Below are 23,860 nucleotides of genomic sequence, written 5' to 3' on the forward strand. Positions count from 1 at the left end.
CGCACTAAACACTAATGTTTAGTCTTGTTTTTATCATATGTAACCTGTTGAAATAAAAAACTATTAGATGATTAATATTTGGGATAAAATTTAAGCGATAGTATTTATACCGATAGAGGTTTACATGGCTGAGTTGCGATTGAAATCTAGCGATTCTTTGGCTAGAAAGCATGTTGTGTTTATTCACGGATTAGGCGGCCACGCAGAGACAACATGGCAATCAAATAATTCAGAAAAAGTTTTTTGGCCTGTATGGCTGAATGAAGATATCGAAGATTGCAGCATTTGGGCTATTGGGTACGAGGCACCAAAGTTCGCTTTTCTAGATGCGGGTATGGGTATCCAAGATAAAGCGCAAAACATACTAGAATTACTCTTGGCTGAACAGAGGTTAAGTAAGGGCGAAATAATACTTGTTGGTCACAGTCTAGGCGGGTTGATTATTAAACAACTGCTTAGGTTGGCAAGCGACCAGAGTGGGCGTGAAGATGCTGTTGGGCTGGTAAATAGAGTTACAGGTGTCGCGTTTATGGGGACGCCTCACACTGGTGCAGATTTAGCTCAAAAAGGGAATACTCTTTTAGGGCGAGTTTTACTCAGGTCTTTTACATTTCTATTGCTTAAGCCATCGGCGGTAACTGCTTCATTAGGGCGTAATGATCCCACTCTTCGGGAGTTGAATACTTGGTATCGAGAATGGTGCCACGATAAAGAAATTCGCCATTTAGTTCTTGTTGAATCTAAATCTCTCCCGATATTTGGAAGGATTGTTAAGCCTGATAGTTCAGATCCTGGGCTACAAGTGCGGCCAACCTCGATAGATGCTCATCATATTAATATAAGTAAGCCTTCTTCGAAGCAAGATGAAATCTACATACTTCTTAAAAGGTTTGTCGAAAAACAGTCACTATCAAAACAGGCTTGTTGGTTACGGTCAAATTTTGGTAAAGACCACCGTGGCTGGGAGGAGTATGGCAATTGGGCTAGTTGCCCAAAGGGGATTGAGGAAGAATACATATTAGATCAAGCTATACGCCTTCATAGTTCTTCCTCTAATAACTCAGAAGGTTTAGCTACAGTTGATGCATTGAATTTGCTTAGAGAGCGCTTACTCAAAGCTGGTGCATCCATCCGCTTAGTAGGCCTGTCAGGTGTAGGAAAAACACGCTTCGTACAAGCACTATTTGACGAGAGAATCGAAGGAATTGCTCTTGATAAGGAGACCGTGTTCTATTCAGACATTAGCCTATCTCCTTCACCCACTCCACGAGTTTTAGTCGAACGGCTTGTTAGAGACAATATTCAGTCCATTATTGTAGTGGATAACTGTGCCCCCGACTTACATCGTGAACTTACTAATTTATGTAAAAATAACAGCACGGCTAGAATCCTAACTGTTGAATACGACGTTAGGGAAGATCAGCCAGAGCAAACTGAAGTTTATACCTTAGAGCCAAGTTCTAGTGAGCTTATCGAAGCAATGATTTCATCAAGGTTCCCATATTTAAGTAAACAAACTACTGGGAAAATCGCTGATTTCTCAGGAGGTAATGCAAGAGTAGCTAATGCACTTGCCTCTTCTGTTGGAAAAGATGAAAACATATCCAGATTAAAAGATGAAGAGTTGTTTAAAAGGCTGTTTCATCAGCGCCATGATTCAGATATTGGCTTAGAAAAAGCAGCCGAGGGCCTATCATTAGCTTATTCGTTTCAGTTGGAATCTGAAGATGACTTTAGTGAAGAGTTAAAGTTACTCGGTGAAATAGTAATGCTTCCTCCTCATGAAATGTACAAGTTTGCTAAAGAGTTGAAGCGACGAAACTTAGCGCAAGAACGTAGCATTTGGATGGCGATATTACCTCACCCTATTGCGAATAGACTAGCCCGTTTAGCGTTGCAGAACGTCCCTCATTCAAATATTGTGAAGTTCATAAACAGCAATACACAACCAAGACTGCTCAAGTCATTTTCACGTCGTATTGGGTATCTTAATGATAGCGAAGAAGCTGTTAAGCTAGCATCATTGTGGCTAAAAGCCGATGGAGTGATAGATTTACTTTTTAAAAAAGGTAATGAAGACTTGTCGATCTCATTGTTGGCCAATATTGCCCCAATTATTCCAAATGAAGTGCTCACTTATCTGGAGCAAAGAGCAAAATTTGATTCAACTTTCTTAAGTAGGGACAATCCTCATTACATATCAATTACAAGGCTTCTTCGCTCTCTCGCATATGAAGATGACTTGTTCAGTCAATGCTTTGATCTGCTCTGTCGTTTCGCATTATCTGAAAAAAAAGGGGAAAATAACAACTCTGTTAGAAGCTTACTTCGTAGTTTGTTTCAGCTTTATCTATCAGGTACACACGCAACATTGGAGCGACGAGTTAAATGCATTGGCAAACTCATGGATAGCACGAATGAAAGCGAAAGAGAACTGGGGTATGAGTTACTCGATAACTCGCTAAATACTTCACACTTTTCATCAAGTTATGGTTTTGATTTTGGTGCTAAATCAAGAGACTTTGGCTACGAGCCTCAAAGTCGCAATGATGTGCTTTCTTGGTATCGTGAATACTTATTGCTCATTCGTAATCTTGCTTCGTCAGGTAATGTTATTGATGAGCGTGTCAAAGAAGTTTTTGCTAGTCATATTAGAGGGCTATGGAGAATAGCTGAACTACATGATGATCTCGAATCCATATCCAAAAGCTTCTGTAGCAATGGGGGATGGCCACGAGGTTGGCTGGCTTTAGGGGCAACATTGCTGTTTGATTCAACATCAATGACGAAAGAGCACAAAAACCGACTTGAAATGTTAAGAGCAAATATTGCAGCTCAAGATCTAGACGGTCAAATGGAGCTATATGTGTTTGCTGATAACCATAATTACTTCGGTCTCGATGAGCTAGATGAAGAAGGTGAAACGGTAAAATGGGGGTATGAAAAAGCTCAAGAACTCGCAGAAGAATTAGGCACACATGTTGCTCAAGAGCACTATGACTATCTTATCAACAAGTTAGCTCAGATTCTTACAACTATGAATACTAACAACCACTTATTTAGGTTTGGTCATGGAGTTGCGAGCGGAGTAAATGATATTGAAAAGGTATGGGGTGATATAGCCATCTGCCTAGAAAAATTAGATATCAAAAAAGTAAACTCGAACTTTGTCGGAGGTTTTGTCAGATACGTTTACGACAATGACTCAGATAAAGCACAACTTATTTTAGATGGCTTATTAAACAGCGATAGACTAAACCAGATATTCCCATTGGTGCAGTTTGATTGCCCGCTAGATGAAGTTGCTGTAAGTAGGCTCATAACATCGTTAAAAAATAATACCTCTCCGAGCTGGATGTACCGAAATATGGCATCTGGTAGAAGGCATGAATCAATATCTGACTCTGACTTAATTACTATCTTGGATTTGCTCTGGTTGCAACCAAATGGGCACAGTACAGTTATTGAAATACTAACCATGCGGTTTCATGGGTTGGAGAAACAAGCCATTTACGTTCCTAGTGTGGATTTGATTAAAAAATGCAGAGAGTTCTTACTGAAGCATGATTATGGCAGAGAACAACGAGACTATGGTGGCCGAGATTATTCTTTGACACAGATAGCTAAAGTATGTTTTTTGGAAGAGAAGGCAGAGGAAGATGCTAACACTCTGTTCAAAAAACTGTTTGAAGGCATAGCTACTTATAAAGTTTATGCTTTTGACTATGGTGAGTTTCTATCAACTGTAATCGAACTACAGCCGACTCAAGCCTTAGATGTATTTCTCAAAGATGACAATGTGTTAGGTGAAATCACAACTAGTCATTTATCTAGAAAAACGAGTCCATTCTCTAAACTCCCTCTTGATAAAGCTATAGAGTGGTGCAAAGAATCACCAATATCCAGATTTAAAGCTCTAGCATCGTCGATCACTCCATATGAGAAGAATGGTGAACATCTTAAACTAACCAACTTGGCAAAAGCTCTAGTTAACAAAAGTCCTGAGCCGTGGTTAGTGATTGAAGCTTTCGAAAGAGCTGCTATCCAGATGTCTTGGAGTGGTTCACGTGCATCCATAATTGAACAAAGAGCTGAAATGTTTGAGGAGCTTCTTTCACACGAAAACCCTGATGTTGTAGAAGGCACCAAAATGATACTTAGCAGGCTAGAGAAAAGGGTAGAACAAGAAAAGGCCGATGAAGAGTTAAAGTCAAGGCAATCAGAAGAACGGTTTGAGTGGTGAATTTAGAGGAATATTTGTTAGCTCTTGCTCATTAGAGAGTTAGCCATATATTTCCTAATCCAAACCTGAAAAGTTAAAGTAAAGACTCTAGCTTGCTTTTGTCCAGAAACGTGTTTGAATGGGGCCGATCAATCTTGGGGCCGATCAATCTGTGGATGCCCAAGACAACCAGTATGATACTTTATTACTCAGTTGTAGCGTGACTCAGACTTTGTAGTAGGAATTAGTATGAATCTTTATTTCTGGGTGAGTATCATTTAGAACGGTACAAACAGGGTTACTTGACTGCTTAGTATGAAACTTTATTCCTCTCCTACAGGATATGAAAAAAAAATTTTGCGATCTCGGAAAAATTAAGTAGGTTTAAATCAAAAGGAATACATTCTTATGTTAAAACCAACTTTCACGCTCTTAACTGATTACGTAATGAACGTCATCACGGTAGTTATTCAAACCCTGAAATACATCATTCCGACTCTGTGTATCTTACTCAGCTGTTATTTTGGTGATTATGTGTTCATAGTCGCAATGGGCGTCTCACTCGTACAGGCGAAAGCCATTAGAAACATCGCCGATGAAAAGATAGTGCTCGATGATCCGACGCACATGAACCTCTCTATGTTTCATTCCGAATATTGGCACCGTTTCTGTAAGACGGCCAAACTTATGACGAAGTTCTCTGTTTTTTATCTACTCTTGTTTGCACTTGATTCATTCAATTGGAACGACACCTTTATCAATAAAAATTATAGCGAGAACCTGGCCTTAGAGAATCTATGGCCTTGCTTATTATCGGGCTGGAACTATGCTCTTGTCCTATTGGTAGCGTTCATGACTTGGGTGATAATGACACCGATAAAATTAGTATTCGGTAGCACCGAGATATTGATGCTGGAGTGGTATCCGATCACTAATCGTTGGAAACATGCATCAGATATAACCCTCCATTTGGCAGACCCTTACAAACCAATAAAAGGCAAAAAAGACCAACTGATCAGAGAAATGACGATGTTTACTAGCGCATTGAATGGTAGTGGATTTTACTCACTCAGCGTCAACACACACGTAATTAGTGGGAAGTTATGGGAGCTACTAAAAATAACGTTAAGTGATGCAGTCATCGATGTGAACAAGAAACGTAAAAATTGGCTCGACTTCACCGTGTATAAAGTAGCTATCTACGTCAATCACTGTGGCCTCAAGGGAAAATCCTATCAACAGTATCGTGATCTTATAGGTAAGCAGAGGTTTGAGAATAACCACATCGTAAAAATTCGCTTCAATGAAAAGCCGATAAAGCGAGAGTCGGTCCTGATTAAATAGCGTGTATTAAAAGGCTCTCATTGTTAGATCCTTATTCATACATCAATTTGTCGAAGTCTTTGAGAATCGTCATACCGTAGCTGGTCAATGACAGCCAACGAGGACGTCTTCCTGAAACGGGATCAATTCCCATTGCTATTAAGTCATATCTCGTCATATTCGTGACGTTGAAAATTGGAAGAGAGGATTTCTTGTTGGCATGTTTAACCAAGTCACTGAGAAATTGATACGAATCCTTACCATCTCTATTGACCCCGTAGAGCTCTGCTATCTCGGTCATAATATTGCCATTTCGAGTGGCATCAATCAGTACGAATGTGGACAGGGAAACATCATATTTGTTTGCTAGGACACGAGACACGTATTGAAGACCACCAGGTTTGAGCTGCTTAGACATCTGTTAACTTCCTGAAATTTCGATATAACAATAGATAGCCTTAGTAATATCTAATATTCCGCTACTAACAGCAACACACAATACCGGTTGAACCACAGCCTTGTGATGACAATGTGCTTAATAGAACACATCGATGTTGTATATCTAATCCAAAGCCAATTGAAGGAACTGAGATATGCAAACGAAGCAAGGCGAACTGACATTTAATACTGGTAGAGGTTATGCACCTGATGGACAAAGAATTCATGCGACTATTATCGATGATACTGAAGTAACACTTCGTGTGCGATTTTCCGATAAAACGCGTGGGATAGATGGCGAAGTACAAGTGCTTGAATTCACCGAGACTGCCATTATGCGTGAGTATGATTCCGGTAACTATACAGAGGTGTAATGGCCATGAATACAACAACACCAAGTAAGGTTCACAACAAGATGAGCACTCAAGAGATGGCCGCATATATGTTGGAGTCGGGAGTGCATTACACTGCTGCAAGTTTATCAAAAGAGTTGGGTATACCTCTAGCCAATGCATCTGGAAACTTATATAACATAATAACCGGAAAAAAGTATGAGACTGATTTAGTAGGTAAGCCAGTCACCGTAAAAGTCGTGGATATACGTGGACTTAAAAAGGGGCAGCGTTTGTGGTCCCAGATTCTATCGGGCTGCTGGTCTTAGTGACAATGTAACGTAAATAAATAGAGAACGTTATGATGGGGATTATTCGCAGTTCAATGTATTTGGTTGTTTTACTTGCTTCGTTTTCATCACTGGGAAATGAAATGTGGCGTGGGTTGGTAGTTAAGGAAGAGCATCGATGTTCACCATACGATAAGAAAAGCCAATACCCATATCCCGCTTCAGTAGAGTCAGCGATAGTCGATAGTATGGGAGGTCAGATTTATGGCCCTTATACTGGCACCTACTACCAATCAACTTCAGAGACAGACATCGAACACATCATTGCAGCCAGTGAAGGGCATGACAGTGGACTCTGTGCGGCAAGCCCTGAAACAAGAAAAGCATTTGCAACAGATCTATTGAACTTGACCCTAGCATCCCCAGCTGTGAACCGTTGTAGTTCTACTGGAAAATGTGGCTTGGACGCTGGCGAGTGGTTGCCGCCAAGAAACCAATGTTGGTTCGCGTTGCGTGTCATTGAGATAAAAACTAAGTATGGCCTTAGTGTAAATCCAGTCGAAGCGAACACGTTGGAGAGTGTTATCAATAATTGCCCGTCTTTTGAAATGGTGTTCTATGCACCTGCTGGAAGCGCTCCAACTAAATACGTCACCCAATCTACGGGGCATGCGTTGTCCTTGTATGATGACAACAACAACGGACGTATCACTTGTGCCGAAGCTCGAAATCATGGGATTGCACCAGTAACGGCTCATGACCCGGCATACGCATTCATGTCTGACCGAGACGGGGATGGTGTTGTGTGCGAGTAAACGATTTATTGCTGGCGAGACTGAAGTTTTGCCAGCGTTCTCTTTGATAACTTCCGACCCACAAAAACAAACAACCCCAAACAGACTAGACCTACGCCAGCACCATAGTCATTGAAAATGTGGACTAAAGCTAACCAAGCGAAAAATAGTACAACAACTAATATTGCAAACCTTACTAATGGCATAGTGACCTCTTAACTTTCCCTTTGATTTAAACAACTTAACATCGTTTAGGTGAAACCTAAATATAAACAATATCATATTATGTTATCGTATATAGGGCTCTTGTTCATAATGTCGCCCTCTCAACCTCTGTCTCACCTTAAATTCTATAGCGCTAGTTACCTACTGAGACATTCTCTTGCCTTTTATCTAGATTCGGGGCTAGAATTGCACTGTATAAATAACCAGTATAAATTATGAATATATTAACTTATCCAGTGAGTGCAGGCGTGGTGGGTTTTGAGTCCCCAGCTGCAGAATATAAACAACTGGAATTGAGCCTTGATGAATTGCTGGTGGAACACCCGTCATCAACTTTTTTAGCGCTGGCACAGGGAGATAGCATGCAAGGAGTTGGGATTTTTTCAGGTGATGTATTGATTGTAGATCGAGCCCTTACTGCGAAAGACCACGATATTATCATTGCCAATCTAAACGGTGAACTGGTTTGTAAAATTCTAGATATCAAAGGACGTCGCTTGCTGAGTGCGAATGAATCAATGAAGCCGGTAAGAATTGATGAACAAGACTCCTTCGCAATAGAAGGGGTATTAGCGAGTTCCATCAGACTCCACCGTGTATCAACTATGTTTTCGGGTTAAGCATGTATTCATTAATAGATGGCAATTCATTCTACAATTCGTGTCATCAAGTCTTCAGACCTGATTTACGTGGAAAGCCGGTTATCACCGTCAGTAACAATGATGGTTGTGCCGTTGCGGTAAACAATCAAGCGAAGGCGTTGAACATTCCAAAGTTCGAACCTTACTTTAAAATCAAGGCATTATGTGAGCAACATGGCGTTACAGTCTTCTCATCTAACTATGAACTGTACTCCAGTTTGAGCTTGCGGATGATGCAAGTGATTGCACGTTTTGGACCTGAACAACTGATCTATTCAATCGATGAAAGCTTCCTAAATCTGGACAAGTGCATAAACATTCCTTGTTTACGAGAGCATGGGGCCGCAATTCGAAAAGCAATATGGAAAGAGTGTCGGATCCCGGTCTGTGTGGGAACCGGCCCGACGCTCACCCTCTCAAAATTAGCCAACCACGCAGCGAAAAAACTCCCTGGTTATCAGGGGGTATGTGTTTTAGATTCAGTGAAAGAAACCCAACGTGTTCTCCAGGCTATTGATGTGGGTTCAGTTTGGGGGATTGGTCGCAAGCGAACGAAAGCATTGCAATTTATGGGGATCACTACCGCAGCGCAACTAGCAAATTTTTCACCTTCAAAAGCGAGAAAAGAATTCGATGTCGGTGTTGAGCGAACGATACGGGAGCTCAATGGTGAAAAGTGTATTCCATTCGACATAGCAAGAGCAGACAAACAACAAGTTTTTTCTACCCGCAGTCTGGGTAAGCGCATAACGGAATTCGATGAGCTTAGACAAGCTATCAGTCTGCATGTGGGCATTGCCTCGCGAAAGATCCGTGCTCAACAGTCACTTTGTAAAGTGTTGGTTTGCTTTGCAGGAAATTCACCTTTTGACGAAAAGCCGGTTAGTTTCAAAGCGATTCACAAATTTGAGTACGCGACAGCTGATGTGGATACCTTAACCAGTGCGGCCTGTGCTCTGGCCAAAACACTCTACAAAGAAGGTGTTCAGTACTACAAAGTCGGTGTTGGGCTGATTGACCTCGTTGACGGAAGACATGAGCAAGCTGACCTATTTAACCCACAACCCAATAATGCAAAGTTAATGGCTTCGTTTGATCAGATAAACGCAAAGTATGGAATGGACACTATCTTTCTGGCTGCGCAAGGAACACCTACAAGACAGTCTTGGGGTATGCGCCGCGAAATGCTGTCTCCGCAATACACCACTAAATGGAGCGACTTACCTAGAATCGCCTGCTAATTTCTACCCACCGCGTTTGTGATACGCAATCTATTCTCCAATTCAAGCTCTTTATTTGAACATGCCTGTATCGGGTTGTTGGATACTGAACTCAATATTCGAATAACAGAGTAGAGAGCAAGAATGGCAGACATGCTGAAAGACCCGTTTATAAGCCAACGACTCCCCTCGACTTCAAAACCTGCATTTGATGACTGGATTAAACGCCTCCCCGTTGGCAATCAGCTGCCACGGGGGAAGTACTTCAAATGTAAGCTTGTAGTACCTAAGCACCAGTCAGAAGAAACAGAACTACAGTTCAAGCCTTCGCGTTGAAAGGAACAGATATGACTTCAATAAAGATCGTTTCTACAGCACAACGACTTTACCAATGTCGTGAGCAGCAAATATTTCTGTCAGGTGAGCAGGGGTTCATTGAAACATATGAAAAATGGTCACCTGTAATACGGTTAACAATGGTCAGATTCAATTGTAATGAGTTGCATGCTCTAGTCAAAATCTTAGAAATCACTGAGAAGCGACACGATTCAGGCATGTTTACTCATTTGTTGTCGGCAGTAGCATGTGAGATGTGCGAACCAACACTTACCGTTAACTCGAATTATACGACCGAATTCAAAGCGGGAGTTATTGCGAGCAGAAAAGGGGAGAAGTTTGACCCTGAATGCCATATCGAGTGGCAAGAAGGCTACATCCGAGAACAGTTAAGGAGGGTGGCTAATAATGCTCAAACTCGATCTCACTGACTATATGGGGCCTGTTGATAAAGCGTTACTCAGGTTAAGCATCCTAAGTATCGGGTCGCATGTCATGTTAGTGACTAGCTTCAATGGCGAACTCTTCGGTTTCGTTGAAACACTGATTACCTGTTGCTTCGTTTTGGTAGTGGCAACCATTGCCTACAAACAGAAAAGAAAGCTGCGAGCAGAGCAACTTTGAGTTCTTCCTTCTTCCATAGCGTCGTCTAAATATTGAAACCCGATACGAAGTTAAATTGGGAGACTTAGGATGTATAACAAACTCACAGTTAATCTCAGGGAGAGAATATGAAGACAGTGACAGAATTACACACGATGAATGTGGCTCTATATTGCCCTCACTGCGGAGAAGAACAAGATGGTTTTTGTGTCAACCCAGCGGGTGGTGAATTTGAATGCGACGATTGCCATAAGCCATACAAAGTCCACTCTGAAGCCGATATCGAACATAGATAATCCGCAGTCCAATACTCCATATCAATAACATTTAAATCTTGTAAGGAAACGAGTATATGAAAAGAAATGTACACAGAGAGATTGAAATTAATTGGTTGAAAACAGTTTGTATCGTGTCACTGATAGCTTGGACTGTATTCCTCAGTTTCAACGACTCTTTACTGATTGTCGAGCAGGCTTGGCTCATCGTTATACCTTATTTAACTTCAGCCTTTGTTTGGTTAACGTCACCAGCCAAACTGATTGCCATCGAGTATTCATACACTTATGAGCATCAGTCTTAGAAATCAGTTAGGAACCTGTTACTCACCACTATAGAACACCTCGGTGTAATTTATCCCCACCGATGGATATCGATTGTGAGATCAATGGAGAAAACAAGATGCTTAAAAAAAGAACGATAAATGATGCGATGTCTATAGTATGTATTTTCTTATTTCTGGAGATACATTACCTGCATTTGATAATTGAGCAACCAGAGCTGTATAACAACCTAAAAAGCTTAGTAGCTATGGTTCTGGTCATTCCGCTCATTAGTATTGCTTGTCGTATCGATCTCCTAGTCAACAAAAAGGTACTAGCCAATCCAGCTGTGATTCATCTAACAACACGACAATGCGAGTTAATATGGCAAGGAAATAAGTTAAGTAAAATTTCACCGATACCAGTAAAGCAACTGCTCTTAGATAATCCTGATAGTTTCGCGGAGCTGGTGGGTTCGATGTTACGGGAAGCAAAGCAACCTGGGCTTACATTGATGCCTTTGTTAATCGTTCACTCAATGCTTGAACTGACGAAGTTAGAGGAAGAGGAACTTGAACGTTTGCTTATGGGCATTGGTGCTGCAAAAGTCGTGGTAGTTGATGAGCCTGAACAAATAGAAACAGCCATAAAAGCTACAATATTGCCCGACCTATTTGGTGATGCGTAACGTAATGAAACCCCGCAGCTGTCAACATCGGGGTTTCAACAGGCTGATTATGTTCTTCCTCTTGACGCTCGTTTCTGTGCCATTGCACCGTCTTTTGCCAATATCCCACGACCGTATCTCATCACCATAGCCGGTGTTGACCAACGTCCAGCTTGCTGCACTTGCAAGATGGTGTACCCATCAGTCAATAAATCCTGACAAGCGCCAACTCTTGCACTGTGGCCAGTAAAAGTAGCGATACCAACCTTACCCAAATTAAGGGCTTCCCATGCTTTATTGAAAATCTGCTCAACAGTCCATGACGTCATTTTCTTATGGTTTTTCCCACTTTCAGGGTGAGTGGGGTCGATTAATTTTGGCCTGTAAGGAGTGTTGTGTCGGCTGATCCCAACGAACAAAAAGGCTTGTTCATCGGTGTCATCAAGCCCTGCCAATTCAACATATTCATGAATAATATCAACAGCTTCTGGACTAAATACCACTGTATCAGGTTCACCACTATGATTAGATTTAGTGATAGGGATAGTGAGCAATGCCGTTCCGTCACCTGGGTACTCTAAGTGGCCAAAACGGATATTTGCGATTTCCGATGCCCGAAGTAGAGTTTCATAAGCAACAGTCAACAATGCCAGATCACGTCGATACCGTAGGACAGGGGAATGTCGCCATAATTCGGTTATTCTATCTAAGTGTTTTTCTCGAAAGGCTGAAGCTTGTACTATTCGTTCACCTGCTTCAACTTTCCTGCGAAAGATACCGGCCATCTTGTCACGAACGATTTCATCAAGAAAAGGATCAGGACAACCCGAGATACGATGAATTTTTGAAATGGCCCACGCATAAGATCGATTTGAGTTACGGTGTAAGTCGTCGACCTTATCTTCAAAGAATAATTCGATGGTTTCTGCGGCTGCTGGCAATGAGTGATGTTCATGCTCGTGACACCATTTCTCAAATCGTGACCAGTTGCTATAGAGTTGAGAAAGTGAGTTCTTAGCATAACGCTCTTCACGTTTATTGAACTCTCGCAAAAGGTGGTTAATAGCATCTTGAATTTTTTGGTACTGTTCGTTCGATGTACCGTGCTTTCGTGCGAGCATGATCGCCTGGTGAACATGTTCTGGCCTTAAACGGGAAAAGTCCGTATGAAGTGAGATTTCAGTGCCGACCATATCATTTCCAACTTATGCTTTCGTAGTTCGTTACAGTCTAACCAATTCCATGCATTTTTTCTAGATCACATATAATTGTAATTATCTGAGATCTAGAAAATGTGCAATTTATGGCTTTAAATCTACGCGTGATTATCCTGACATTCAATTTATCTGAGTTAATTACAGTGTCACTTTTATTGGAGGGTAGTGGGGCTAAAATTCTAACAACAACGCATCCAGTAAATGAACGGTACATTTTTACCGTGCTTCGCTTCAAACGACAATTATCGAACATCGAACAGGTGTTCGTTCGTTCTGGACGTTCGACCAATGTTCGATTAAAATGAATGACATCGAAATCTGAACTTGAGTACCATCTAATGAGCGACATCAGCACACAGAAAGACCTTACCGCAGATCAACTACAACGACGCCAACGTGTTTTTGAAATTTGTGATTCGCTCTTCGTTAAAGGCGAGAAAACCAGTGTTCGCAATGTCTTATCAATGATGCCGGACGTTAAATCTACCTCCACGATTAACGTGGATGTCCGTGAATGGAACACTCAAGCTAAGAACAAACGAATGGACCTCTTCAGAGAACGAGGCTTTAGCGATGAATTTGTTGAATTGTTTTCAACTGAAATCACTCGATTAAGCGCCGCTAAAGATGCAGAGCACAATGCCGAAGTTCTCATGTATAAAGATGAAGCAGATCTGGCCAATGAACTCCTTTTGAAGACGGAGGGTGAGCTGGAGTTAGCCGGTGTTAAGCTTGAAGAATCAAACACTACAATTTCATTGAAAGACAAAGAGATAACCAAGCTTACAACCGAACTTGCGCAAAGCGAAAAGAACTGTGAAGGTATTGAACAACGGCTGACGGATGAGATTGGTGGCTTGCAGGACAAGTTGAATAATCAAAAAATCGATCTTGATAAGGCTCAAAGCCAAGTGGCCAAGACTGAGGTCAAACTCGAAAACCAAGAGACACTAATAGGCAACTTAGAAACTCAGCTCAATGAATGTCGAAACAAGATATCCGAACTAAGTGACACTGTGACTCAGAAATCCGGAGAAATCATCAGGTTCGAAACTCAGGCTCAGGGCGATATTCAACTGATCAAAGAATTACGTGAGAGTCGAAACAAATTCAGCACTGACCTAGCAGAAGTTGAAGCGGAATACATTACAACAAAATCTGAAAACGCACGCCTAGCCAGCGAGTTAGAGCAAGCAACGATAAGGTTTGGTACTGCATCAGAACGACTAACCTCTCTATCAGATCAGTTTACTGAGCTACGTATGTCTAACAGTCAAAACATTAGTACCATCGAAAGACAAGGTGCCTTCAGTAGCCGCCTAGAGGATGATGTTAAGCGTCTTACTCAGCAAAACGAAAGTCAAAAAGAAGAACTAGCGAATAACCAGACCATCATCAAAGAACTTGAGGCCAAAAACCTTCAATTGGGTAACAATTAGGTCCTATTCATTCGACACTCATTTTTCTATTAGATGGTGTACAACCATATGTGTACTCATCTAACTGGAGAGAATTATGAGAGCGACAGCAAGCTTGTGTGATGTGTTCCAGGACACTAAATTTTCGGCAATCAAAGACAAGCTCCAAGACATTGCAGAAATCAATCAGAAGTTTCATGAGCAATTTCCCCACTATGGCCATCAACTGCGTGTTGCGAACGTCAACGGGGGCAGCATAGCTATTGAAGCCCCAAACAGTATGGTACTGACGCGTTTAAAGTTCGATAAGCAACAAATTCTTGCTTGGGCTGAGAAGATTGATTCAACAATCACTAACTTGAAACTGTCCGTTAACCCTACTCTTTATAAGTAGTGAGGATCAGAGATTCATGACGAAGGATCAGTTAAGCGGCGAAAATCGATTGTCTATTTGACAACAATGCAGCTCGTCCCACCTAAGATGAGTTTGTGGCAATATAATGCGCCATGACAACGTATTGACGAATCCACATGAAAATGTGGCAGAGTGAAAGTCGCCTAACAGCGACTTTTTCATTTCTACAGTAAGTTGCTCTACTCTATTGAGTCGTTCAAAAGATTCTATACATCCGATGCTTGAACCCTGCAGACTTTAAACCATTCACTCAAATCAACTTTGTGTATTTATCCACCAGCAACTAACAAATTTTGTGGATATCTAACTACCCTATAGAGCTCAGAGGCTTAAAACCGATATTTGTACAATCTATGTATGAATTTAAGGGCCTTATTTGCACACTTATCATTAATATTAGAGTTCAATTGATTGGGACATGAAATGAACCTAATCGAGATAAGTAGCTATGACTAACTCAATACAAAATGAATATGCGAAGGAAAGGAACGTACTTGCGATATCTCTGTGTATGCCTTTACTAGCTGCCGCTTGTCTAGCTGGGCTCTTGATTGGAAAAGGTAAAGTAGAGCTTTCTATCTTTCAAGAAGTAAGCGTCATTATGGCGTGCAGTGGGTTTATCATTGGGATCATCTTTGGCAATCGACTCGTTCTAACTCAAATGCAAAAAGTAATCACGATTCGCGAGAGAAATAACCAAGTACTGCGTATTAACACTGCTTTAGATAATGGTGACATCAAACCGTATTTTCAAAGTAGAGTTTCACAAACAAGTGGAAAGATAACGGGCTGTGAAGCACTGGCACGTTGGGAATGCCAAGGTTGTGTTATCCCACCTGCAGAATTCATCCCCTTCTCGATCAAAGAAGGCTTGATTTCAGAAATAGACACCGAAATCGCTGTACAAGCCATCGAACAATTAAAGGTTTGGCTGATAACAAATAAAATCACTGACGATTTCACTTTATCGTTTAATGTTGCCGCCGACACTCTACAGTGTACTGATTCAATCAAAAAAATTGCCAATGCTTTGAGTACAGTGGTCAATGAAAGGATATCAATAGAAATAGAGATTACAGAACAAACAAAAATTGAAACCAATGACATGATGCTCAGAAATATCGAGCTCCTGAAACAGTCGGGAGCCGATTTAGCTCTGGATGACTTTACTGCAGGTCACAATAGTATGACTATGTTGACGACCATCAAGTTCGACACAATCAAGTTCGACAGAAGCCTCATTACCTTTAAAGTCAATGATACAAGATCGCAGGAGATAAGCATTAAAGTGCTAGAAAACTTTGTCATCCTGTCTAAGCAGCTGGGGTTGAACACCACTCTAGAAGGGATAGAGACACCAGAAGCACTACAACTATACCAATCTTCAGGTATAGAGAGTTTTCAGGGCTTTTTATTTTCAAAGCCCTTGTCTTCCAATGACTTCGAACAACATTATACTAATTTCAACCATTGACACACGATGCCTAATGGAAGTTCCAAAGGTGGATTGGTCAATGTCAGTGGTCGTTTTGTATTGGCTCATGGTGACGCAAGATTAACGCTATCCGCTAATGAAGTAGAACAAATGACTAACTTGATTACCAACGCGTCTTGGTACGGCTAACGTAGAGGGAAAATGATGATAAAACGTATCGAATTTAATGTTTTAGGATGTGGTATGAACACGAGAACGTCAGCTAACGAACTTCTTGTGGATGTCGCACATGAGCGATTGAATAACTGGTTAGTTGAACAAGCAGTTTCTATTGTCAGTATTGAATCTATTTATGAGACTAAAATTGACACTGGCGACAGTAGATTTATTTGCCTACGACTTTGGTATGCTGACTAAACTGTAACCCACCACTAAGGCAAGAAAAGGAAAAAGTAACTGATGACCGAACTGGTGGGTGCTTTCAAAAACGTTTAGTTAACTGGCTCACTATCTTGAAGATCAGCCTTCACCGCCCCATCGACCAAGAGTACAGACACCGAATAAATAGACTGTTCAATGTTGCCATCTTCATTCATCCGTTCATAACCACCGATAGTCTTGTCCCCGTGCTGTTCTACCAATTGGCTCAGGGATTGTTGGTTCAAACTGCCCTCGCCTTCTTGCACTGATTCAGACGCGACAACTGACACAGAGACAGTGAAAGACATTGAGGCTACCAAAAAAAAAGCAAATTTCAAATTCATACATTTAATCTCTAATGGTCAAACATACTTGCTATATACAACAATTTACGAAAAGTTTAGTTCTTGCTATAGCAATTAGACACATGGCCAGTATGAAATATCTGAATTAAAGCGTTATCGCTCTTGGCTGTCCATATTGTATACCCAAATGAACTGGGCCTAGCTTCTAAAGACCAATCGCTTTGGATCTCATATACGAACCTTGGTGTTTTTATGAAGGTGAGTAGCGAATGGCGATAGTAAGTTTCAACCGTGTCCTCTTTGATTTCTACAAATTCAGTCCAAGACAGGCAGACGGCAAGTAGGCAAAGAGATATCACTTCTTGCACCGGTGGGTGGTAACTATGGGATGAGCTGACCAGTGAGGTGTAAAACATAAACCCAATAAGGACAATGACCCAGCCTCTTACGAAATTTAAAACAGGCACCGTCGCTTGATATTTTGCATTAAAAATAGTCATTGAATTAACTCCGCAATACGTTGATAAGAACCTGGAACCTTACGACTAAACCAATCGTAACGATGTACTTTTTGATCTCGGCTAAATACGTAATCTTGGCTTTTGGTTTTGGTCCACACTGCAACCACCGATTTCGATTTGAATTCATCACTCAGAAACTCAATCGCTCTCGGGGTCATAAAATTTGGATTGATAAAATATGCAGATAGGCCCTTAGACCAACACATATCTATAAACAGTGGATCATCTGAGACAAACACTCGCTTGGTTTTGTTAGTGCCTTTTGTGTAAGACCGGATGAATGGTGATCTCGCGGAGCTGTATCCATTGAGTTTAATGAACACTAAGCGACCTTTGTTAACGAACAATAAGATGGGTTCGCCTTGAAACTCAGTGATGGCATCAATAACGGCATTGGGAACCCAACCGTTAACAGCGTTCACATATTCGATAAATTGTTCAGCGTCTGGAATACAGGATAGATGGTCAGGCACATTGCGTTCATCCACTGAAAGCCCCCACTCTTCCACTTCTTTTGGCAAGACTCTCATTCTCGCGATGTCCATAACGATATCCGTGAATTTGATATCTTCAGGTGTGAGTTCACGGTAAATGTCAGCAGGTATATTCAAACCGGCTAGGCGACATAATTCTATAATGGCGCGATGTGGTGTTACTGAGTGGTCGTTTGAATAGGCGTCGATAATCGAAGTAGGTCCACAAGACTCACAGTTGAAACTGCCAGTGCCTAAAAAGTGGGTCCCCTTGTTTCCACAGGAAGGGCATAACAACTCGACCATTTCACCAGCACCTAATCTGGGGACCAGGTGACCAAAGGCTTGATCGATTGTTTCTTGGGTCATCTTTGGGAATAGATGCTCTTTCAAATATCCATTAACTAGATCGGAATCCATACGCATCTCCGTTTCATTCATTTACACCGAAGGTAGTAAAGAAAGAATGGAGCAATAACGCGATAAAATGGTTAAATAATGAAAGATATTTGGATGTTTATTAGGTGTGAAGGAGTAAAGAGGTGTCGAGGTAATGAAGATTGAGACTGGATAATTAAGTTTCCATTTTAACCTTTAGAGTAAAACTGTTGAATGTAGATCGCTTCAAACAGCATAATATTTTCCCTACTTGTTCGGTTTGTTTATGCGGTTATAAATCAATGCACCATTAAATAACGCGACACCTATCGCTACAACCGTCATCAACATCAGAGGCAATTGAGTTGTTCGAGTAGCTTCGTAATCTGTTAGTAGAACCCAGACCAAGAACGCGAACGCAATAACTACCGAAATTACTATTTTTGTCATTAACGCATTTTCCCCCATTAGCTGATTACTGGTAAAAGGCTAGTTTTTTTAAACCTTTCCATTTCCGATACTGGCACATGAAAATCTATCTCCGGAGGGTTATTTTTAGCACCGTTCATTTTGAACTGTACTAAGTGGTATAACGCTCGGTCATCAGCAGGTAAAACATGAAACTCACCTGTAGATGGTAGTTCGATGCTACAGCAAGCCACACCATCAAAAATCAAGATCATCGGAGTTTCAGGGCTGTTCGGGACAAGGGCTATTTTGAACCCTGTAAAGTCATGTGTGTCCATTTAATACCCCTAAGCTACAAAATCCTGTTTAAATTTTCTGGTCTACCAGATCTATCCCAAGGAACGTATAACCATCGTGAATGTTCGATTTGGTCTAATATCAATAGCCCTCAAAGAAGCACATTGAAGGGAATGCAACGCGCAGCAGTCATTAATCATCGTCACCTTCAAAGGCTTTGTCTCGATCCATCTCATTTGAAAGCCAATGAACATATGGAAGACCTCCAAACAGTTTGTCTTCTTCTCTTTCAGGGGATGAATGACGATGAGATACGCCACGTCTCCTTACTCCAGAATTTTTGCGTCGGTTGTTCTGCATTCTATTGCAAAAATCATCGTGGCTTTGTTGCTCAGTTCTTCGTGACATATTGTAATCTCCTGTTGTTGCATATTTTAGTTATACAACAAAAAAGCTACTAATGAATATGTTCCGTACCCAAATTGGGGGGAATGTATTTAGAAGTGTTGTATTGCTCGGTCTAGACAGTCGCCGGTATCCGCATTACAACCGATGATCACATTCTCACGGTATCGCGTTGAATCGTTGCCAAAGGCTGGCAACATTGCGCCCTGTGACACCCTACGAGGCTTTTTCTGGTGGGTAGCATCAAGTAAGCCATTGATATCCATATACGCTTGACATTGCTTAGGCGACATCTGAGCGTATTGTTCCGGTTCTATGCCAATAGTGAGACGACTGGCCGCTGACCTACTAGCCGACATCGCAAAGTGTTCTATTTCTTTATCCGCCAATTCAACTGAATATTGGTATTCGAATTTGTCCCAAATACAGTAAGAGTAACTATCCACTTTTGTTTCTTTTGGTACAGGTTCACCCTTGAAGCTACCAACTCGTACAAATCTACTTTGTGAATAAAGCGGAAGCGTAAGTTTCGTGTCACTTTCATATAAAGCCTGTAGAACCGGTGAATGAAATTCAAAGGAGTTCGGTTCAATACAAAGCTGTCGCACTTTTAGCTGGTGGCCATCATCAAAGTGATTTCCTAGACTGATGCGAGAAGAAACATTTCCTTGATGCACCACTCGGTGGTACATGTCCATTGCATAACCGTTACTATCTATAATTGCAGCTAAACGAGAATCAAAGTCATGATTGCCATATGAGCTACCTCGTGAACGTAATGTAACCTTCACTCTGTTACTAGAAATGCGCTCGATACCTTCAACTTGAGTAAAGATAATGAAATCCGAATAATGCCGTGCAATTTCAGTCACAATTCGCATTGACTTAATATCACGTTCCACCAACTTGCTCTCATGAAGCTGCAGCTTTAGCGAATTAATCAAATCAGACTGTTCACCACGTTTACTCAAACTCTCGATCTGAGAAGACAACATCGTAATGCGCTTTCGAAGAGGATGACCAGGCTCCCTATGATATTGCTCCAGACTTCTTCTTAAAACTTCATCATTCTTTATCATTTCAAGCTGAGACTGGAACTCTCTTCTGTCTATATCCACATTGACTGTCAGTGATACACATTTAAAATCAGCACCAGTGCAGTTATTCACTGATTGACTAACTACATCCACATCGGCTACTAGAGGTAGTAGAACCTTCAATGTCTCTAGATAAGTTCCGTTATAACTTTGACTCGTCTTTACATAACCACGTAGATCCGCTTTAGAGACAGCTAAAAACGCAGCTTCATCTTTCAATTGCTGAAACAGAGCCTGCGTTACTTGCTCGCTCGGAACTACGCGCTCTACAGTTGCGTCGAATGGCTTTGCAGTCACTAGGCTAGACATTAGAAACAACAAAATAAACATACGTCCCATACATCACTCCTCCACTGTTAACGAACTCAAAGCAGTACCATACCCTGCGGTCTGTAAGCCCACGTATGGAACAACAAGAGGGTACGTTGGTTGATAGCGCTCAATTCTGAATGGGTATCTCATTCCGGCTGCGACTTTAGAGAAGGCAACATGGGGTTCGCCATTAAGCATCAACATGAATTGTTTAGGGGTTATAACCTGTGAAGAACACACCGCATCAATGCATCCTTGTCGGATCGTATTAATCTCATCTGTATAACGTGACTCTATCCATGCTTTATCAAAGTTGGAATCAACGAGAAGCCAATCATCAATATTCGTTTCATCCCCATGGAAATCCGTGGCTACCTCCCGGATACGAACAGTACTAAACACCGTCACATGGGACCCCAATAAAGTTGCCTGTTTTGTATCTTTAGGAAACACCAATTCTCCATTAAGCAATTCACAATAGGTTGGTATCCCTGAACGCTTGAATACTGAATCAGATTCGGAACCTTTTTCGTAATAGTACCCACGACCTATATGGACTATCTTTCCTGACACGTTGATTGCTACTTCTGGCTCTCGGTGAAACAACTGAGCTGTTGTCAGCGATTGATGTGATAAGTAATCATCTGCCGATGCGAATAACATGCAATGGTACTTAGCCCTAAATTCGACCTGCTCTATGGACAGCTCTGGGACACTCATCTTCATAGTCACATACCGAGTATCAGAGATTAAAGATGGAACGGCTTTTACCAGATCATTCATCTTCTCAGAACCAGGTAGGACAAACGAATAGGCAATGTACTGAGACGTTGATGGCTCACCTATTGAGTCAAACACAGGCACCTTATTCAGCTTAACTTCTTGTGGAACGAACCCCGTATCCTTAAATATCGTAGATACCTTGATACGTTTAACAAGCTCCTTTTGTTCCTTTGCTCTGAGCCTTAACCACTGAGAATAGATTCCGTCTTCTGCGCGGAACTCAATTGGTAACCGAGAGTGGCGTGACTCTATCAATGTAAATTGGTTTAGCTGCGCACTTAGTACATCTTTGGGCTTTGACTCAAGTTGCGACATGCCACTAGCACTGTTATGAAGGCTTTGAGTGATAGCCTTAGCAATTTGTTTATCGACTATCAATTTAATGGTTGTTTCTAAGCAAATGCCAACATCGCATTCAACTTTATCCTGAGCTAAGACAATAAGTTTCTGAATGGATGGCTGGTAGGAATACACAAGTCCATATTTGTCTCCCTTGGAAATGGTTTGCTCAACTCGTTCCAATGCATCAACTTTAGCGGCTTCCACACCTAAAGCTTCTAAGCCAACCGTAGTTTGCGCATCCATGATTAATAAACTTCTCCCTGAAACCTCATATGCTTCAGAAACGAACGACATGATCATCAATGCGATTGTGGAATATATCTTCATTCGGAAACCTAAAAAAACCCTATTGGAGTTTGTATACACCAATAGGGTTTAGTTATTAGAAATATCGATTAAACGTCATCAATATGGGCATTATGTTAGTTTTGTGTCTTGATCATAATTCACGTCACCATCGATTTCTCCTACTGAACCTCCCAAGCCAACTACAGTATCAAGCTTGTCGCCATTGATAATTTCATCGGCGTCCATTTCAAGATTTGTCTTGTCGCCAGTAGTTAAAGCTGTCGCAATATCCAACTTATTAGAGTTGTCTCCTAAGTTTGCGTCAGACGTACTTGGGTCCATATGTCCATCGTTTGGAGCGTCAAATCCTGTTGATGCTAGTTGAGTACCACTTTCTCGCATCATAGAGTCATGTTCTGCACCATCGTTAGGTGCTACCGATGTATCAAACTGGTTAGGAGTATCCATCGCTACTTGCGTACCCGATAGCTCAGTGCTTTGCTGCTCTTCGGCTCCAGTTACTGGCGCTTCAAAGCTCGTTGACGCCAAGTGTTGTTCACCCTCGCCCATAGTTGAGTTCATTTCTCCACCACCATTTGGTGCTACCGATGTATCAAACTGGTTAGGAGTATCCATCGCCACTTGCGTACCCGATAGCTCAGTGCTTTGCTGCTCTTCGGCTCCAGTTACTGGCGCTTCAAAGCTCGTTGACGCCAAGTGTTGTTCACCCTCGCCCATAGTTGAGTTCATTTCTCCACCACCATTTGGTGCTACCGATGTATCAAACTGGTTAGGAGTATCCATCGCCACTTGCGCTTCAAACTGTTCAGCGCTTGGCTGCTCGACCGCTCCTGATACTGGCGCTTCAAAGTTCGTTGACGCTAAATGTGCATCGCTTTCTTTAGAGATGAACTCATTGTCTGCACCTGTAAGCGCCGATCCCATGTCATCAGTAAGGTCACTATTCGACTGACTAGAGCCAGTAGAAGCCAACATTTCATTACGGGCGCTCGGCAATTCCTTTGTCCCGTTAGCTATCTGAATAGCTTCATCTGAGTTAATTTCTCCACTTTCAACCGCATTGAACACTTCAATGCCTTCATCAGCAGTAAGTTGGCCACTAGCAATAGCCTCCATCACAATCTCTTTATCTCCATCAGCCATACCACTGAACTGTGAAGACTCCAATAATGCTAGGTCCATTGAACCGCTTCCGGTAACAGAAGGCGAACTTGAATCAGTGTCGTTGAGTGATGCTAGTTTGGTTTGATTCCCCATTTTGTAATCATTTTGAGAGTCCTCACTAGTTCCCGTGCCTTGATTACCGTTATTGGAGTCAGTGGATGCATTCACCAATTGGGTCTGATTTGTTCCCGTCTCCTTCTCTGAAGTATTAGGGCGTTGTGTATTTGCAACAGCATCAGTTGCCTTTTGAGTAGGAGCACTCGCCAGTTGTGTTGCTGACTCTACATTGCCCGACTTTGCTACTGAACTTTCAGTACGTGAGTTAGCTGGTACTGTCTCATCCACTTTCTGCGGTGATGCACTTGCCACTTGAGTTGCTGGCGCTACTGTACCCGTTTGAGCCGCCGACTGTGGTGCTGAACTTTCAGGGCGTGAGTTCGTAGGTACTGTCTCATCCACTTTCTGCGGTGATGCACTTGCCACTTGAGTTGCTGGCGCTACTGTACCCGTTTGAGCCGCCGACTGTGGTGA

27 protein-coding genes are annotated in these 23,860 nt (G+C 41.7%); 17 read left to right on the forward strand and 10 right to left on the reverse strand.

Annotated elements, in window-relative coordinates; translation table 11 throughout:
• Nucleotides 1-124: 124 nt before the first annotated feature.
• A complete protein-coding gene (locus AB6E30_RS14655; RefSeq protein ID WP_372104115.1) occupies nt 125-4,243 on the forward strand; it encodes an esterase/lipase family protein in 4,119 nt (1,372 codons plus the stop codon).
• A gap of 387 nt (nt 4,244-4,630) precedes the next feature.
• Complete coding sequence (locus tag AB6E30_RS14660; protein ID WP_372104118.1) at nt 4,631-5,566, forward strand: hypothetical protein; 936 nt, start codon at nt 4,631-4,633, stop codon at nt 5,564-5,566.
• A gap of 31 nt (nt 5,567-5,597) precedes the next feature.
• Here the strand turns inward: AB6E30_RS14660 and AB6E30_RS14665 are convergent, their stop codons facing one another.
• Complete coding sequence (locus tag AB6E30_RS14665; protein ID WP_081231404.1) at nt 5,598-5,963, reverse strand: hypothetical protein; 366 nt, start codon at nt 5,961-5,963, stop codon at nt 5,598-5,600.
• 175 nt (nt 5,964-6,138) lie between these two features.
• Between AB6E30_RS14665 and AB6E30_RS14670 the strand changes: the two genes are divergently transcribed.
• The 10 genes from AB6E30_RS14670 (at nt 6,139) to AB6E30_RS14715 (ending at nt 11,651) form a co-directional block, all read left to right on the forward strand.
• Entirely contained in the window at nt 6,139-6,357 is a 219-nt protein-coding gene (locus AB6E30_RS14670) for a hypothetical protein (RefSeq protein WP_136987130.1), read from the forward strand.
• Between the two features lie 5 nt (nt 6,358-6,362).
• On the forward strand, nt 6,363-6,644 hold the full coding sequence (locus AB6E30_RS14675; RefSeq protein ID WP_133152255.1) for a hypothetical protein: 282 nt from the start codon (nt 6,363-6,365) through the stop codon (nt 6,642-6,644).
• 32 nt (nt 6,645-6,676) lie between these two features.
• Nucleotides 6,677-7,420: an excalibur calcium-binding domain-containing protein gene (locus tag AB6E30_RS14680; RefSeq protein ID WP_136987133.1), complete on the forward strand. Its 744-nt coding sequence runs from the start codon at nt 6,677-6,679 to the stop codon at nt 7,418-7,420.
• Nucleotides 7,421-7,839: 419 nt separating this feature from the next.
• Complete coding sequence (locus AB6E30_RS14685; protein WP_086715489.1) at nt 7,840-8,244, forward strand: LexA family transcriptional regulator; 405 nt, start codon at nt 7,840-7,842, stop codon at nt 8,242-8,244.
• A gap of 2 nt (nt 8,245-8,246) precedes the next feature.
• The gene (locus tag AB6E30_RS14690; protein WP_136987129.1) at nt 8,247-9,506 is read left to right on the forward strand and encodes a Y-family DNA polymerase; all 1,260 of its coding nucleotides are present in this window, start codon (nt 8,247-8,249) and stop codon (nt 9,504-9,506) included.
• Nucleotides 9,507-9,832: 326 nt separating this feature from the next.
• Nucleotides 9,833-10,252 carry a hypothetical protein gene (locus AB6E30_RS14695; RefSeq protein WP_372104121.1) on the forward strand — a complete coding sequence of 140 codons (420 nt, stop codon included), beginning with the start codon at nt 9,833-9,835 and terminating at the stop codon, nt 10,250-10,252.
• Complete coding sequence (locus AB6E30_RS14700) at nt 10,230-10,445, forward strand: hypothetical protein (RefSeq protein WP_102305829.1); 216 nt, start codon at nt 10,230-10,232, stop codon at nt 10,443-10,445. Before AB6E30_RS14695 ends, AB6E30_RS14700 begins: the two co-directional genes overlap by 23 nt.
• Nucleotides 10,446-10,552: 107 nt before the next feature.
• Nucleotides 10,553-10,720 (forward strand): hypothetical protein, encoded by a 168-nt coding sequence (locus tag AB6E30_RS14705; RefSeq protein WP_157936602.1) that lies wholly within the window; start codon nt 10,553-10,555, stop codon nt 10,718-10,720.
• 56 nt (nt 10,721-10,776) lie between these two features.
• The gene (locus tag AB6E30_RS14710; protein ID WP_102305830.1) at nt 10,777-11,004 is read left to right on the forward strand and encodes a hypothetical protein; all 228 of its coding nucleotides are present in this window, start codon (nt 10,777-10,779) and stop codon (nt 11,002-11,004) included.
• A 98-nt stretch (nt 11,005-11,102) separates the two neighbouring features.
• Nucleotides 11,103-11,651 (forward strand): hypothetical protein, encoded by a 549-nt coding sequence (locus tag AB6E30_RS14715; protein WP_372083544.1) that lies wholly within the window; start codon nt 11,103-11,105, stop codon nt 11,649-11,651.
• A gap of 47 nt (nt 11,652-11,698) precedes the next feature.
• On the opposite strand, the gene AB6E30_RS14720 is transcribed toward AB6E30_RS14715, so the two are convergent.
• On the reverse strand, nt 11,699-12,823 hold the full coding sequence (locus AB6E30_RS14720; RefSeq protein WP_372083546.1) for a tyrosine-type recombinase/integrase: 1,125 nt from the start codon (nt 12,821-12,823) through the stop codon (nt 11,699-11,701).
• Between the two features lie 329 nt (nt 12,824-13,152).
• On the opposite strand from AB6E30_RS14720, the gene AB6E30_RS14725 reads away from it, so the two are divergent.
• The 5 genes from AB6E30_RS14725 (at nt 13,153) to AB6E30_RS14745 (ending at nt 16,532) form a co-directional block, all read left to right on the forward strand.
• Nucleotides 13,153-14,286 carry a hypothetical protein gene (locus tag AB6E30_RS14725; RefSeq protein WP_372050550.1) on the forward strand — a complete coding sequence of 378 codons (1,134 nt, stop codon included), beginning with the start codon at nt 13,153-13,155 and terminating at the stop codon, nt 14,284-14,286.
• Nucleotides 14,287-14,362: 76 nt separating this feature from the next.
• Nucleotides 14,363-14,659 (forward strand): hypothetical protein, encoded by a 297-nt coding sequence (locus tag AB6E30_RS14730; RefSeq protein WP_372050549.1) that lies wholly within the window; start codon nt 14,363-14,365, stop codon nt 14,657-14,659.
• A 469-nt stretch (nt 14,660-15,128) separates the two neighbouring features.
• Nucleotides 15,129-16,154 carry an EAL domain-containing protein gene (locus AB6E30_RS14735; RefSeq protein ID WP_154723898.1) on the forward strand — a complete coding sequence of 342 codons (1,026 nt, stop codon included), beginning with the start codon at nt 15,129-15,131 and terminating at the stop codon, nt 16,152-16,154.
• Between the two features lie 6 nt (nt 16,155-16,160).
• Nucleotides 16,161-16,304: a hypothetical protein gene (locus AB6E30_RS14740; protein ID WP_154723897.1), complete on the forward strand. Its 144-nt coding sequence runs from the start codon at nt 16,161-16,163 to the stop codon at nt 16,302-16,304.
• A 54-nt stretch (nt 16,305-16,358) separates the two neighbouring features.
• The gene (locus AB6E30_RS14745; RefSeq protein ID WP_154723896.1) at nt 16,359-16,532 is read left to right on the forward strand and encodes a hypothetical protein; all 174 of its coding nucleotides are present in this window, start codon (nt 16,359-16,361) and stop codon (nt 16,530-16,532) included.
• A 74-nt stretch (nt 16,533-16,606) separates the two neighbouring features.
• Here the strand turns inward: AB6E30_RS14745 and AB6E30_RS14750 are convergent, their stop codons facing one another.
• The 8 genes from AB6E30_RS14750 to AB6E30_RS14785 all read right to left on the reverse strand — a co-directional run.
• Nucleotides 16,607-16,843: a hypothetical protein gene (locus AB6E30_RS14750; RefSeq protein WP_136987187.1), complete on the reverse strand. Its 237-nt coding sequence runs from the start codon at nt 16,841-16,843 to the stop codon at nt 16,607-16,609.
• A 493-nt stretch (nt 16,844-17,336) separates the two neighbouring features.
• Nucleotides 17,337-18,254, reverse strand: a complete 918-nt coding sequence (locus tag AB6E30_RS14755; RefSeq protein WP_136987186.1) for a hypothetical protein — start codon at nt 18,252-18,254, stop codon at nt 17,337-17,339.
• A 225-nt stretch (nt 18,255-18,479) separates the two neighbouring features.
• Nucleotides 18,480-18,662 (reverse strand): hypothetical protein, encoded by a 183-nt coding sequence (locus AB6E30_RS14760; RefSeq protein ID WP_154723895.1) that lies wholly within the window; start codon nt 18,660-18,662, stop codon nt 18,480-18,482.
• A gap of 17 nt (nt 18,663-18,679) precedes the next feature.
• Nucleotides 18,680-18,958, reverse strand: a complete 279-nt coding sequence (locus AB6E30_RS14765) for a hypothetical protein (protein WP_154723894.1) — start codon at nt 18,956-18,958, stop codon at nt 18,680-18,682.
• 151 nt (nt 18,959-19,109) lie between these two features.
• Nucleotides 19,110-19,325 carry a hypothetical protein gene (locus AB6E30_RS14770; RefSeq protein ID WP_081231368.1) on the reverse strand — a complete coding sequence of 72 codons (216 nt, stop codon included), beginning with the start codon at nt 19,323-19,325 and terminating at the stop codon, nt 19,110-19,112.
• Nucleotides 19,326-19,414: 89 nt separating this feature from the next.
• Entirely contained in the window at nt 19,415-20,758 is a 1,344-nt protein-coding gene (locus AB6E30_RS14775) for a hypothetical protein (RefSeq protein WP_372104126.1), read from the reverse strand.
• Nucleotides 20,759-20,761: 3 nt separating this feature from the next.
• Nucleotides 20,762-22,183 (reverse strand): hypothetical protein, encoded by a 1,422-nt coding sequence (locus tag AB6E30_RS14780; protein ID WP_136987184.1) that lies wholly within the window; start codon nt 22,181-22,183, stop codon nt 20,762-20,764.
• A 90-nt stretch (nt 22,184-22,273) separates the two neighbouring features.
• The coding region (locus AB6E30_RS14785; RefSeq protein ID WP_372104129.1) for a hypothetical protein at nt 22,274-23,860 on the reverse strand (1,587 nt) is incomplete at its 5' end.

Source organism: Vibrio sp. 10N.247.311.12, assembly GCF_041467515.1.
Classification (GTDB): Bacteria; Pseudomonadota; Gammaproteobacteria; order Enterobacterales; family Vibrionaceae; genus Vibrio; species Vibrio crassostreae_C.

Bases quoted from the DNA above. Each gene is read 5' to 3' on its own strand.
- AB6E30_RS14755 (WP_136987186.1), bottom strand. From the start codon at position 18,254: ATGGATTCCGATCTAGTTAATGGATATTTGAAAGAGCATCTATTCCCA.
- AB6E30_RS14680 (WP_136987133.1), top strand. From the start codon at position 6,677: ATGATGGGGATTATTCGCAGTTCAATGTATTTGGTTGTTTTACTTGCT.
- AB6E30_RS14775 (WP_372104126.1), bottom strand. From the start codon at position 20,758: ATGGGACGTATGTTTATTTTGTTGTTTCTAATGTCTAGCCTAGTGACT.
- AB6E30_RS14660 (WP_372104118.1), top strand. From the start codon at position 4,631: ATGTTAAAACCAACTTTCACGCTCTTAACTGATTACGTAATGAACGTC.
- AB6E30_RS14725 (WP_372050550.1), top strand. From the start codon at position 13,153: ATGACATCGAAATCTGAACTTGAGTACCATCTAATGAGCGACATCAGC.
- AB6E30_RS14710 (WP_102305830.1), top strand. From the start codon at position 10,777: ATGAAAAGAAATGTACACAGAGAGATTGAAATTAATTGGTTGAAAACA.
- AB6E30_RS14705 (WP_157936602.1), top strand. From the start codon at position 10,553: ATGAAGACAGTGACAGAATTACACACGATGAATGTGGCTCTATATTGC.
- AB6E30_RS14675 (WP_133152255.1), top strand. From the start codon at position 6,363: ATGAATACAACAACACCAAGTAAGGTTCACAACAAGATGAGCACTCAA.
- AB6E30_RS14670 (WP_136987130.1), top strand. From the start codon at position 6,139: ATGCAAACGAAGCAAGGCGAACTGACATTTAATACTGGTAGAGGTTAT.
- AB6E30_RS14665 (WP_081231404.1), bottom strand. From the start codon at position 5,963: ATGTCTAAGCAGCTCAAACCTGGTGGTCTTCAATACGTGTCTCGTGTC.
- AB6E30_RS14735 (WP_154723898.1), top strand. From the start codon at position 15,129: ATGACTAACTCAATACAAAATGAATATGCGAAGGAAAGGAACGTACTT.
- AB6E30_RS14780 (WP_136987184.1), bottom strand. From the start codon at position 22,183: ATGAAGATATATTCCACAATCGCATTGATGATCATGTCGTTCGTTTCT.
- AB6E30_RS14730 (WP_372050549.1), top strand. From the start codon at position 14,363: ATGAGAGCGACAGCAAGCTTGTGTGATGTGTTCCAGGACACTAAATTT.
- AB6E30_RS14700 (WP_102305829.1), top strand. From the start codon at position 10,230: ATGCTCAAACTCGATCTCACTGACTATATGGGGCCTGTTGATAAAGCG.
- AB6E30_RS14765 (WP_154723894.1), bottom strand. From the start codon at position 18,958: ATGGACACACATGACTTTACAGGGTTCAAAATAGCCCTTGTCCCGAAC.
- AB6E30_RS14690 (WP_136987129.1), top strand. From the start codon at position 8,247: ATGTATTCATTAATAGATGGCAATTCATTCTACAATTCGTGTCATCAA.
- AB6E30_RS14715 (WP_372083544.1), top strand. From the start codon at position 11,103: ATGCTTAAAAAAAGAACGATAAATGATGCGATGTCTATAGTATGTATT.
- AB6E30_RS14750 (WP_136987187.1), bottom strand. From the start codon at position 16,843: ATGTCTTTCACTGTCTCTGTGTCAGTTGTCGCGTCTGAATCAGTGCAA.
- AB6E30_RS14770 (WP_081231368.1), bottom strand. From the start codon at position 19,325: ATGTCACGAAGAACTGAGCAACAAAGCCACGATGATTTTTGCAATAGA.
- AB6E30_RS14740 (WP_154723897.1), top strand. From the start codon at position 16,161: ATGCCTAATGGAAGTTCCAAAGGTGGATTGGTCAATGTCAGTGGTCGT.
- AB6E30_RS14760 (WP_154723895.1), bottom strand. From the start codon at position 18,662: ATGACAAAAATAGTAATTTCGGTAGTTATTGCGTTCGCGTTCTTGGTC.
- AB6E30_RS14745 (WP_154723896.1), top strand. From the start codon at position 16,359: ATGAACACGAGAACGTCAGCTAACGAACTTCTTGTGGATGTCGCACAT.
- AB6E30_RS14695 (WP_372104121.1), top strand. From the start codon at position 9,833: ATGACTTCAATAAAGATCGTTTCTACAGCACAACGACTTTACCAATGT.
- AB6E30_RS14655 (WP_372104115.1), top strand. From the start codon at position 125: ATGGCTGAGTTGCGATTGAAATCTAGCGATTCTTTGGCTAGAAAGCAT.
- AB6E30_RS14685 (WP_086715489.1), top strand. From the start codon at position 7,840: ATGAATATATTAACTTATCCAGTGAGTGCAGGCGTGGTGGGTTTTGAG.
- AB6E30_RS14720 (WP_372083546.1), bottom strand. From the start codon at position 12,823: ATGGTCGGCACTGAAATCTCACTTCATACGGACTTTTCCCGTTTAAGG.